7 protein-coding genes are annotated in these 12,208 nt (G+C 54.8%); 2 read left to right on the plus strand and 5 right to left on the minus strand.

All coding sequences use genetic code 11. From position 1 onward, the window contains the following. The first annotated feature begins 53 nt into the window (after positions 1-53). Positions 54-2,846 carry a 2-oxoglutarate dehydrogenase E1 component gene (locus IPM31_07705; GenBank protein MBK9006866.1) on the plus strand — a complete coding sequence of 931 codons (2,793 nt, stop codon included), beginning with the start codon at positions 54-56 and terminating at the stop codon, positions 2,844-2,846. 1 nt (position 2,847) lies between these two features. Then, the gene (gene odhB / locus IPM31_07710) at positions 2,848-4,074 is read left to right on the plus strand and encodes a 2-oxoglutarate dehydrogenase complex dihydrolipoyllysine-residue succinyltransferase (GenBank protein ID MBK9006867.1); all 1,227 of its coding nucleotides are present in this window, start codon (positions 2,848-2,850) and stop codon (positions 4,072-4,074) included. 163 nt (positions 4,075-4,237) lie between these two features. Here odhB and IPM31_07715 read toward each other — a convergent pair whose 3' ends face one another. The 5 genes from IPM31_07715 to IPM31_07735 form a co-directional block, all read right to left on the minus strand. Continuing rightward, a complete protein-coding gene (locus tag IPM31_07715; GenBank protein ID MBK9006868.1) occupies positions 4,238-5,305 on the minus strand; it encodes a DUF2270 domain-containing protein in 1,068 nt (355 codons plus the stop codon). Positions 5,306-5,513: 208 nt separating this feature from the next. After that, entirely contained in the window at positions 5,514-8,465 is a 2,952-nt protein-coding gene (locus tag IPM31_07720) for a molybdopterin-dependent oxidoreductase (protein MBK9006869.1), read from the minus strand. A gap of 224 nt (positions 8,466-8,689) precedes the next feature. Beyond that, complete coding sequence (locus tag IPM31_07725) at positions 8,690-9,313, minus strand: DUF3800 domain-containing protein (protein MBK9006870.1); 624 nt, start codon at positions 9,311-9,313, stop codon at positions 8,690-8,692. A gap of 10 nt (positions 9,314-9,323) precedes the next feature. Continuing rightward, positions 9,324-11,024: a polysulfide reductase NrfD gene (nrfD, locus tag IPM31_07730; GenBank protein MBK9006871.1), complete on the minus strand. Its 1,701-nt coding sequence runs from the start codon at positions 11,022-11,024 to the stop codon at positions 9,324-9,326. A gap of 88 nt (positions 11,025-11,112) precedes the next feature. After that, positions 11,113-12,198, minus strand: coding sequence for a lipoate--protein ligase family protein (locus IPM31_07735; protein ID MBK9006872.1), 1,086 nt, complete (start codon positions 12,196-12,198; stop codon positions 11,113-11,115). Positions 12,199-12,208 lie beyond the last annotated feature (10 nt).

The following is a 12,208-nucleotide window of genomic DNA, read 5'->3' on the forward strand; positions in this document are numbered from 1 at the left end:
CGGCTGGTTTTGTTTTATCGTGGGGTAAAATATTCGGCAGGTGCAACATACATATGAATCTCGAACACGAATTTTTCGGTCCCAACTATGGGTACATCCTCGAACTGTACGACCGCTATCAAAGGGATCCCGATTCGGTAGACGAATCCACCCGCCGCTTATTCAGCCAATGGACTCCTCCCGCCGTCCAGCAACCCGCGATTGAATCCGGGATTGACCTGCGCCAACTCATCGGCGCGGTGAACCTAGCCCACGCGATTCGTTCGCAGGGCTATCTGGTCGCCAAACTTGATCCTTTAAGCGCATCCCCAGCGACGTATCCGACTCTGACGTTGGATTTCCACGACCTCAATCAGGGCGATCTCTCCCAACTCCCAGCAGACGTGGTGAAACTGCGCGGCGATCATCAGGCAGAGAACGCTTCGCAAGCCATCGAAAAATTGCGCTCGATCTATTGCGGCGCGATCGGGTATGAGTACGGTCACATCCGCAACCCTGAGGAACGCAACTGGCTTCAACAAGTTGCCGAGACGCGGCGTTTCCATCCGCAAAAACAGACGCTGGATGCGACCCGCCTCCTCGACCGCCTCAGCCAGGTGGAAGCCTTCGAGGTGTTCCTCAACCGCATCTATCCCGCCAAGACGCGCTTCTCCATCGAAGGACTCGACATGCTCGTCCCGATGCTGGACGAGGTCATCCGTGAAGCGGACCGTGAAGACATCCGCGCGGTGATGATCGGCATGGCGCATCGCGGACGTTTGAACGTGCTGGCGCATATCCTCCAAAAACCGTACGAGCAAATTCTGGCGGAGTTCAAAGACCCGAAAGACCGCTCGCGCACATGGGACGAAATGGGCTGGACGGGCGATGTGAAATATCACGCGGGCGCATCCAAAGCCATCGAAGGCGCGGACCATGTCGGCTTGGTCGTGAGTATGCTCGCCAACCCGAGTCATCTCGAATTGGTTGACCCCGTCATTCAAGGCATGTCGCGCGCCGCGAACAGCAAAATGGATTCCCGCGGCGCGCCGCAAATGATGCCGAACGAGTCCCTGCCGATCCTCATCCACGGCGACGCGTCGTTCATCGGACAGGGAATCGTCGCCGAATCGTTGAACTTATCCCAATTGTCGGCGTATACCACAGGCGGATGTTTGCACATCATCGCCAACAATCAGATCGGGTTCACCGCCACGGAACATGAATCGCGCAGTGGTCTGCACGCCAGCGACCTCGCAAAAGGATTCGAGATTCCCGTCATCCACGTCAACGCCGATGAACCCGAGGCGTGCTTTGAAGCGGCATACACAGCCATCGCCTATCGCCAGAAATTCCACAAAGATTTTGTGATTGACCTGATCGGCTATCGCCGCCACGGACACAACGAAGGCGACGAGCCGCGCTTCACCCAGCCGACGATGTACGCCAAGATCGAGTCGCATCCTCCTGTTCGGAAATTATGGGCGGAGAAGTTGGAAAAAGAAGGAAGCATCCAAGCCGCCGAGGCGGAACAGCTCCTGCAAAAATATTTGAACGAACTGCAAGAAGTCAACCAAAAACTGGACGCGGAACGCGCCCTGCAAGAACCCGTCCCGACGATGCCCCCGCCGAAAGCGGCGCAAAAGGCGCACACGTCGGTCCCGCTCGAACGTCTGCGAAGCCTGAACGAGTCGCTGTTGCAATTCCCCGCAGACTTCCACCCGAATCCCAAATTGCTTCGCGCTACCGAGAAACGCCGCCACGTGTTGGACGACGCCGACGCCTCCAGCGTGGATTGGGCGACCGCCGAAGAGTTAGCCTTCGCCTCCATTTTAGAGGACGGCATCCCGATCCGCATGACGGGACAGGATTCGGTGCGCGGCACATTCAGCCAGCGTCACGCCGCGTTTTACGATGCGGAAACGAATCAAAGTTACACGCCATTGCAATCCATCCCACAGGCGAAAGCCTCCTTTGAAATTTACAACACACCCGTCAGCGAGGCGGGTCCCGTTGGTTTTGAGATCGGCTACAACCTTCAGGCTCCCGAGCGGTTGGTGTTGTGGGAAGCGCAATACGGCGACTTCGCCAACAACATTCAAACGGTGGTGGATGAGTTCCTATTTTCAGGGCGCGCAAAATGGGGGCTGACTCCCTCGCTCGTTTTGCTGCTGCCGCATGGCAACGAAGGCATGGGACCCGATCATTCATCCGCGCGCATCGAACGCATTTTGAATCTTGCCGCGGCGGGAAACATGCGCGTCGCCATCCCAACGACTGCGGCGCAATATTTCCATTTGTTGCGACGACAAGCATTACTGTTGAAGACCGATCCATTGCCGTTGACGATCTTCACGCCGAAGGGATTCTTGCGGCATTCGCTTGCGGCTTCGACTCCGAATCAACTTGTCAATGGAAGTTGGCAGGCATTGCTCGAAGAACCGACGACCAAACGAAACAATAAAGCCATCAAGAATTTAATTCTATGCAGTGGTCGCGTGTACTTCGATCTCGTCAGCGATGAAGAACGGCAGAACAGCAAGAACACCGCCATCGTTAAAATGGAACAACTCTATCCGCTTCCTTTGCAAGCCATCGAAGAATTATTGAATGGATATTCGTCGCTTGAAAAAGTGATCTGGGTTCAGGAAGAGCCGATGAACATGGGCGCGTGGGATTTCCTCCGCCCGCGTTTGAAACAACTGCTCGGAAAAATTCCGTTGTATTATGTCGGCAGACCCGAAAGTTCGAGTCCTGCCGAGGGTTCGTCCACGCTGTATCGAATCAATCAAAAGGCTTTGGTGCAACGCGCGCTCAAATTTGAAGAGCAGGCGCATGTGCAAAGCGTGAGCATCGAGAGAGGTTAACATGTCCATCGAAATCATCGTCCCCGAAATGGGAGAATCGGTCATCGAAGCCACCGTCCGCGCGTGGCTGAAAAAAGAGGGCGACTTTGTCGAAGCGGGCGAAGCGCTCGTCGAGTTGGAAACGGACAAGGTCAATCTCGAAGTCGGCGCGAAAGCCTCGGGCGTGTTGGCGAAGATTCAAGTTGCTGAAGGGCAGGATGTGAAAGTGGGCGACGTGCTTGGCTCGATCAATGCGGATGCAAAACAACCCGCTTCAAAACCCGACCCTCAGCCCGCCTCGCCAAAACCTGAGCCTTTACCCACGCCTCAAGAAAAACCGCAAACCGTCCAGCCGCAGGTGACTCCTGTCGCATCAAGAGTTGCGCGCGAACAAAACGTGGATGTATCGAAAGTGCGCGGCACGGGTCCCGATGGGCGCGTCACAAAATCGGATGTTCAACAATATGCGCAGAAGCAATCGTCGGCGGGGAGCGAGGCGGCGAAACAGCTGTCCAAGCCGAGTCAAGCCGCGGGCGTCGAATCCGCTGAACGGCGGGAAGAGCGTGAGCGCATGTCCCGCAGACGGCGCACGATCGCGCAGCGTCTGCTTGAAGCGAGTCAATCCACTGCCATGCTGACGACGTTCAACGAGATCAACATGAGCGCGGTGATGGACTTGCGCCGCCGACGCAACGAGGCGTTTCAGGCGCGGCATGGAATCAAATTGGGATTCACATCGTTCTTCACGAAGGCGAGCATCAGCGCGTTGAAATCGTTCCCGCGCTTGAACGCGGAAATTCAGGGCGACGAGATCGTGCTGAAAAATTATTACGACATCGGCATCGCGGTCGGCGCGGAGGAAGGTTTGGTCGTGCCAGTGTTGCGCGACGCGGACCGTCTCACGTTTGCCGAGATCGAAAAACAGGTGAAAGTTTTTTCGGGGAAGGCGAACGACGGCTCGCTGTCGGTTGAAGATTTGCGCGGCGGGACGTTCACGATCACGAACGGCGGCGTGTTCGGTTCGATGCTCAGCACGCCGATCTTGAATCTGCCGCAAGTTGGAATCCTGGGCTTGCACAAGATCGAGGAACGCCCCATCGCCGAAAATGGACAGGTCGTGATCCGCCCGATGATGTACGTGGCGCTCAGTTACGATCACCGCATCGTGGATGGACGCGAAGCCGTGCAGTTTTTGGTGCAGGTGAAAGAGTTGCTCGAGGATCCAGCGTGGATGTTGGTGGAGGGGTGAGGGTAAAACTGATTCTTTCCGAAACTAAACATGTTGCTCCCCAGTTGTTAGGGAGCAACATGTTTTTGTTGACAGCGCTTCACGAAGGCTAGGCGACAGTTCGATTGGTTTGGCAAATCGCGCCGCCTACCTTGACGCCGGGCAACTGCGTCAAGAACCTATTTTATTTCTCCTCCAACGGATTGAAGCCGCGCCCCAAAATTTCCTGCGCGGGAGAAACGATGACGAATGCGCGCGGGTCTTCTTTGGCGACAGCCGCTTTCAAGTTATGGACTTCGGTGACCGTGAGCGCGCACACGAGGATCGAACGCTCGCTTCCCGTATACATACCCTTGCCTTGCATCGCGGTCACGCCGCGCCTCAGATCGGCGAGGATGCGTTTCGAAACAGCCTCTGCCTGGCTGGTGATCACGAGCGCGAGCAATTGCCTGCGGCGGTTACGCGGCGCGAGAAACGCGCGTAGACCCTTGGGCTTTTCCTCGGCGGCAGATAAGCCATGGACTGTAGCATCATCCCCAAAACGCGGGAGGATCTCGCCTGTGGCGCGCGTCATTGTGATGGTTGCCAGGGCAATGACCGTGAGCGTTAAATAAAAAACAACGCCAAACAAGATCATGATCTGTCCCGGCACAGGTCCGATGGCGCTGCGATTGACGAATTCGGCGAACGAATTCGCAGGCTCTGGAAACAACCAGATCTTCGCCGCCCATGACGCGTACAGGATGAGCAAGATCCAAAAATAATTCCGACGCAGACGGCGGCCAAACGCCTCCCAGATCGAAATGGGGAACTTGGGAGAAAGCAGATTCTCCGCCAGGCTCTCTGCCCATTCGGGGGAGGGATGGAACGGCGGCACGAGCATCGCCGCGTAAAAATCCGTTTCCATCAAGCGCACGCGGTAACTCCATAGTTCATAATAACGATAGCGCCGCGCCTCGATGAACAGGAACCACAACACCAACAATGTGTTCAGGAGGATGATGGCGTGATGCACGGATGCCTGGCTGAACGCGATGGACAACGTGGCGCCTGTGGCAACCACCGCCCAGTTTGTGGTCGTATCCAGCCGTTGACGCCAGACATTGGCGCGTTGAATTTCGGCGCGAAAGAAATGCACCATCGCCGTCACAAATTCGCTGGATTTGAGTTGATAGCCGCGATACGTCCAGACGGGCTCTTCGGACCCTTCCACTTTTGGATTCTTTTTTGCTTTCGTAGATTTGATTGGCATAGGATATTCTTTCTGGATGAGGCTTCAGACTCACCTTGAGTTGATTCTGTTTCGCCAGAGCGAACCTTACATTCGCGTGAATCATGTCATCCCTTTGGGATTCGGAATGGCACGCCATGATTCTAGAGTCCGATCATCCCCTCGGGATTGGCTCTATGGCAAAATCTCGCGCAAGCCACAGCAACAGACTTGCGAAATAAATTTCGCGTTACTTCTTCAACTTATACGCCTCTTTCGTCGGTTTGAGCGGACGCGTTAACCAATACGGTCTGCGATTTCCATCGGGGCTGACTTGATTCGCGGGGCGGGTCATTGCCAGCCATTCGCGATATTTTTCCATGGACTTATTCGTGTCCACGAAGAGATCGCCCGCTTTTTCACCCGCTTCGGCTTTGCGGACGTTGAATACTTTTTGCAGCCAGCAATGGACTCCGCTGATTGGGTCAGGGTGAACGGCGTGAGCGAGGTTCTGATTCACGCCGACGTTGCTCCACCAGATGCGACTCGTGTCGGGGTCGGACGAAGTCCACGCCGTTGCGCCGTGGATGACGCGCATGAGGAATCCGCCTTTGCCATCGTCGTGCAGTTCAACGAGATTCGATGAGCCTTTGTTCACGCCTGAGTCTTCGTTCAAACGCCAGCGTCCCAAGTGGTGACTAATGGCAATGATGCCAGGCTTGATTCCTTCGGTGACCCAAACAGAATCCACGAAGTGACCGATCTCCGTCTCCACTTTGGCGAGGTCGCCTGTTTCAAGCCCGAGGCGGCGCGCGTCTTCGGGATTCATCCAGATGGGATTCTTGTGCGAGATTTCATACAGCCACTTCGCGTTTGCGCTGCGCGTGTGGATCAGTGTCGGCAAACGGAAGTTGGGCAGAAGGATCATCTCGCCTTTTTCGCGGTCAATGGTATCGGGATGAACATGACTCTTCACTGCCCAGGGAATCACGTTTTCTTTTTCGCTCCAGCCCCAATTGGCGAGCGTGTCGCTGAAGAATTCGAGTTTTTTCGATGGAGTGTCGAAGCCAGCCTTCGGTTGTCCGTCCACCATCACGCCGACGATTGCGCCAGAAGAGTCTAAGGCGCGATCATGCTCATCGGAGGCGAATCCAGCCTGAGGCTGAGTCTGAAGCGTTTTGTCGAAGGGAGAATAATTCTCTTTCTTCACTTCAAAGACTCCATACTTCCGCATATACGCGAGCGGAGTCAAGCCCTCGCGCGCGGCGGCTTCGGGGAGTCCAGGCACGGAGTTTTCAAATATCCATTGATAGTATTCGTCCACAGTGATGATCTCGCCCTTGCGATACGGCGACTCGAACCACTGACGAATGCCGAGCGACCCGTCGGGGTCCATGCGCGCGGAAAGTTGAATCCACCACTCGTTCTCTTCCCACACTTCACCAGGGTTGGCTTGATAGGTGAAATCAACGTTGATGCTCGCGCGTTCCATCGCCACGCGCCGCACAGGCTGGCGGAATGCGATCCATTGACTGTTGTGTGTTTCCTGACTCATCAGGTCGTGGCGTTCGGGTCCGTGACCTGTGGGCAAAACATAATCCGCAAACCATGCGGTTTCATTCCACGTGGGCGTGAGCGCGACATAACATTTTATTTTTGAGTCTTCGCGCTTGAGCGCCTTGAGCCACATGAAGCCGTCGGGGTTGACCCACAGCGGGTTGTAGACGCGCGTGAAATACACGTCAATGTCGCCGCGACCTTCTTCGAGCATGTGCGGCAAAAGAATGGACATCTCGTAATGCGCGAGCGGATATTCGATTGGATAATGCAGTTCGTTCCACGTTTCAGGAGCGGGCGCGCCCTTGAACGGCTTCGGCACAAATTTATTCCAGTTGGTCATGGATGTGCCGCCCTTGTTGCCAACGCTTCCAGTTAAGACATTGAGGAAAAAGAGACAACGCGCAACCTGCCATCCGCCGAGATTGCCAACGCTGGCGGAACGCCAAACGTGCGTGGCAAGTTTCCCTTCGCAGTTGGCGACGAGTCGCGCGGTCTCCTGAATGCGTTCGATGGGGACTTCGGATTCTTGCGCGGCGCGTTCGAAGGTGTATTCGGAGTAGAGGGATTTAAGGAGGCGGTCGAAGAGCGGGAAAAGTTTCAGGTTCCAGGTTTCAGGTGTCAGGTCGGTGGAAGCGAGTGCGCTTCGAATCTCCGCCGATAGCTGGTCGCTGTTTACTGACAACTTTCCCTCGGCGACTGCTTTCAGTGTTTCCTTCCAGTTAACCCATTTCCGCATGAAGTCTTTGTTGTAGAGATCATTTTGGATTAAGTGATTCGCAATGGCGAGGAGAATTGTATTTTCACTGCCAGGATATGTCGGGAGCCAGACATCGCTCATGGAAGCGGTGTTCGAGAGACGCGGATCGAAGGTGATGAGTTTCGCGCCGTCGGTTTTCGCTTCGATGATGCGCTGCGCGTGCGGGTTGAAGTAATGTCCCGTTTCGAGATGACTCGAAATGAGCAGAATGACTCTGGCATTTGCAAAGTCGGGACTCGGTCTGTCCTGTCCGATCCAAAAGTTGTAGCCCGCGCGTGACGACGACGAGCAGATGTTGGTGTGACTGTTGTGACCATCCATGCCCCAGGTCTGCACGACGCGGTTGGTGTATCCGTCTTCACCTGGACGACCGACGTGATAGACAATTCCATTCGGGCGGCGGAGTTTGCTCTCGCGCATTTTCTCCGCGATCTCTGTGAGAGCCTGTTCCCAACTGATGCGTTCCCATTTCCCTTCGCCGCGCTTGCCGACTCGTTTCAGCGGATACAAAATCCGTTCGGGGTCATAGACTTGATTGTGGGTGGCGGGTCCCTTGGCGCAGTTACGTCCGCGCGAGCCAGGATGGACGGGGTTGCCTTCGAACTTGCGAATCTCGTAGGTGTCCTTGTCCACGTAAGCGAGAAGTCCACAGGCGGATTCACAGTTGAAGCAGACGGTGGGCACGAGAGTGTAATTTCTCGCTACGCGCTTGGGCCACTCTTTTCCATCCCACTCTGTCCAATCATCCCATACTTCGGGAGGCGGATACTGGCTGATGCGCCCATCGGGGTGGACGACCTCGGTCAGTTTGACGGGCTTGCGGTCAGAGTCCGCGAAGTGAGGGAGGGCGGTGCCTGCGGAGGTTTGAGGAGGGGTGAGGGTCATGGGTAAGTCCAGGTTACGAGATACAAGTTATGTAATTTCAAATTTGGTTTTTAGGGCAATTTCCATCTTGCAAACAGCAGTCATACGGGTATATAATGAATTTGCCAGCGGACGAAGTCCAACGGTCAAAAGCGTTTTGATCGCTCATCCTGTCTCGCGAAAAGCAGCCATGTGGCTGCCTGCCCCCTTCTGTTGAAGGATACGGGCTAGCGAGGCGGGTTATTTTAATAAGGGCGGTATAACTCCAGTCGTTTGATCTTCCTTGAAATCATGTCAAATGCCTCCGAGTCGTTTTGCGAATCCCTGCGCATGACCGCGCCTGCCACAAGGTCAGCGACTTGAATCAGAGATTCGCGATGCGAACTGCGGACAATTACCCGTTTGAAGAGTCGCGGCATGTGACGTTTGAGCATGGCGCGGCGCAACTCGGTGCGCAGGTCGGGGGTCGAGCCGAACTCATCGAGAATTAGGGTGGCGCCCTTTTGCAATTCGGCAGGGATGATGTCAAGCAATTCCGTGATGAAATGTGTATAAATTTCAATGCTTTCCGTCGTCTCGAAAATTTTCGGCAGGCGAGTCTTATCCACGATCAAAGCCCATGCGTCAAACTTGGCGTGTGCAAGCGCTGAAAACACCTGATTGCGGACTTCAGCCGATGCCATTTTATGAAATTTGAATTCGTGTGTTTCACGTAAATCCAGCGTTTGGCGCAGGTTAGACAAAGTTTGCCTTAAATCGTCGGGGAATTGGGTGGAGATAAAAGCAGGCACGAAATACCGCGATGCGCCTTTATTGAAACTCAGACTTACGTCGCCTGCTTCGTCTCCAGCAAAAGTAAGAGTGATCACGACTATTAACCTACGAATTCGGAATATACTGCGGCGCCATCACGAAGGCGTATTCGTAGAAGAACAAGCCGATCAGCGCGGCGAGAACGGCAACAGGCAACGCGGATGCGAAGAAGATCATCAGCACAAGCGGCATGACATGTCCCAGCGCGATCCCGCCCCACCAGTAATGATTGCGGAATTTTCCGTGCGTCATTTCGCGCGAGGCGAGCATGGCGGTATCGGTCGGAAAGGAATTGAGTTTGCCAGCGAAGGTCAAGAGGAGATTGATGGCGATGCTTATTGGGAAGAGAACGGTCAGCAAAGCAGTTAGATCAGCGGGGAAGTTGACGAAGAGATTCAGCGCAAGGAATACTCCGCTTGCGGTCATCATGGATTGGGAGAAAAGTTGAAACGGCAATAGGTTGTTCTGCCATATGTCGCGTCCCTCGGCTTGACCGAGCAGGAAGGCGGTGTAAATTACAGAAAACAATGCCAGCGGAAGCGTTATCCACGCGGCGACGGGACGAAGTGCAAAGACCAAATCTTTTGAAATCCAATTCATGGATGCCGCACCTTCGATCAGCCACCACAGCCCCCCAATGGCGGTGAAGCCGACCAAAATGAACGCGCCTCTCGCTACCCACGACTTCCATTGCGGGCGCAACAAGATATTCAAGAAACGTTTGGGTTGTGACAAATCTTTGATCAGCAAAATCACAGTGATGAACATGAAGAGCATCGCGGTAAATCCTGCGGCAAGGAAGGTTGCTGAGTCGAAGCGGAAGAGATTCAACATCGCGCCAAGACTCAACAACATGAACAATCCGCCCGCGATGTTTTTTGTGACGAGATACGCGGGCAGTTCCCAATGCCATTGGATTTTATGCTGTGCGTTGTACGCGGTTTGTACCATGTGCTCCGCGACGCGTCCGCCGATCTGGATCGGACCGTTGAGCGGTTGTCCCTGTGGCTGCGGCGTGCGGATGGGTGTGCCTGAATGCGACGTTAGAGAACGTCGCTTACGCCCACCACCCGCGTAGTCAGCGTTCTCTAACGCTGACGATGACGATGACGATGGCTGTAATACGGGCAACGCGAACGCGGAAACATTTTGCTCCGTGACCTTATCCGCCCACATGAATGAATTGTGCGTTTGCGCGGCGGAGGGATGCAGCGACCAATCGTTGCCGTTGATGTAAAACAATTTCGGCGCGGTTCCCTGCTCGGGCTTGCGAACGGTCGCTTGCGCAGTGGACAGGCGTCGGCTTATTTCTGAAGCGGGGTCGTTCAAATCTCCAGCGAGGATGGCGTGTTCGGGGCAGACGACGACGCAGGCGGGTTCGAGTCCCACATCCAAACGATGCGCGCAGAAATGACATTTCGCGGCAGTGTTCGTTTCGGGATCGAGATAGATCGAATCATACGGGCAGGCTTGCATACAGGATTTACATCCAATGCAAATGCTCGGATCGAATTCGACGATGCCGTCATCGCGTTGATACATCGCCGTGACTGGACAGATGCGCACGCACGGCGGGTTGGCGCAATGATTACAACGCGTCACCTGAAAGCGGCGGCGCACGTCAGGGTACGCGCCTGTCTCCACATACTTGACCCACGTGCGATTCACGCCGAGTGGAACTTGATTCTCGGACTTGCACGCGGTGGAACACGCATGACAGCCGATGCACTTGCTTTGGTCGATGAGGAAGCCGTAGTTTTGAGTCATGAAAACCTTTGAACCGCGAAGCACGCAAAGGTCGCTAAGAAAAAATTTTTATATCTTCGCGTTCTTAGCGCTCTTCGCGGTTAATTTTTTAAGTGGCTTGCGGAGGTGTGACCGCATTCATGATCGCCGTTGTGAAATCTGTCGGCGTGACGCCAGGGGATTGGATGTTGAGGCGGTAATACGCTTCTTCGATCTTGGATTTGAGATTCTCTGGCGTGGCGGCGACACCGCGCAACGATTGTTCGAGCGCGCCCAATGCGAAGACGGGCAGCAGCGTGAAATCGCCAGAGATGGCGACGTCGTCAATGCGTCCCTCGCGCAGGCGGGCGATGATGCGGATCAGACCGCCCTGCGACTTGAACGCCGCTTCGACGATGTGCACATCCTGATGGATCTTCACGCCCTGCTGTTTGAGTTGACCTTTTTGATACAGCCATTCATCGGAGACGAAGCGCGCGTCGATCTCTTTTGCCATCGCTTCCTCCTCCTCCGTCCATTCGCCTTCGTACACTTCCATGCCCAGCGCTTCGGAGACTTTCTTCATATACAAATCCTTGACCATAGCACGGTCGGGAGTCGAGCCGAGTTGTTCGGTCATGGTGGTCATGTAGGCTTCGAGCGATTCAAAAATCTTGTCGCGCATTTTCTCGGACGGGACTTTCAACACCTGCGACATGGTCTTCTTGTCGAAGGTGTACATCAAACTGCCGACAAGAACTTCCGCAATGCCCATCTGCGCCGCGCCCGTGCCGCCGATCTTCTTGCCGTTGACATGCACATCGTTGATCGGGCGATGATTCGCATTGACGCCCAGCGCCTGATAGGTTTGCACGAGCGGGTCAATGTAAAGTTTGAAGCGTTCTTCGAGCGTGGCGGGCAGGTCTTCCTTGTGGAAGATCCATTGCGTAAAGAGTTGACCGTTATCCAAAAACACCGCGCCGCCGCCCACTTCACGACGATAAACGGGCAGGTTGTGTTTTTCGCAGTAATCGAGATCAACTTCTTTTTGTATATCCTGATGATAGCCAATCGAGACATACGGTCCGTTCGGCGAGACCATGATGATGGTGTTCGGCGTGTCTTCTTTCATCGCATATCCGACCGCGTGATAAACGGTCTGCGAACGCAGTGGGGATACGCCTTCCATGTAGAGCAAACGGATTTTCTTGGACATTGGGATTCTC

The sequence above is a fragment of the Candidatus Defluviilinea gracilis genome (assembly GCA_016716235.1).
GTDB lineage: Bacteria > Chloroflexota > Anaerolineae > Anaerolineales > Villigracilaceae > Defluviilinea > Defluviilinea gracilis.

What these genes read in the sequence shown, in the direction of transcription:
- IPM31_07705 (MBK9006866.1), top strand. Translation starts at nt 54, where the DNA reads ATGAATCTCGAACACGAATTTTTCGGTCCCAACTATGGGTACATCCTC.
- odhB (MBK9006867.1), top strand. Translation starts at nt 2,848, where the DNA reads ATGTCCATCGAAATCATCGTCCCCGAAATGGGAGAATCGGTCATCGAA.
- IPM31_07715 (MBK9006868.1), bottom strand. Translation starts at nt 5,305, where the DNA reads ATGCCAATCAAATCTACGAAAGCAAAAAAGAATCCAAAAGTGGAAGGG.
- IPM31_07720 (MBK9006869.1), bottom strand. Translation starts at nt 8,465, where the DNA reads ATGACCCTCACCCCTCCTCAAACCTCCGCAGGCACCGCCCTCCCTCAC.
- nrfD (MBK9006871.1), bottom strand. Translation starts at nt 11,024, where the DNA reads ATGACTCAAAACTACGGCTTCCTCATCGACCAAAGCAAGTGCATCGGC.
- IPM31_07735 (MBK9006872.1), bottom strand. Translation starts at nt 12,198, where the DNA reads ATGTCCAAGAAAATCCGTTTGCTCTACATGGAAGGCGTATCCCCACTG.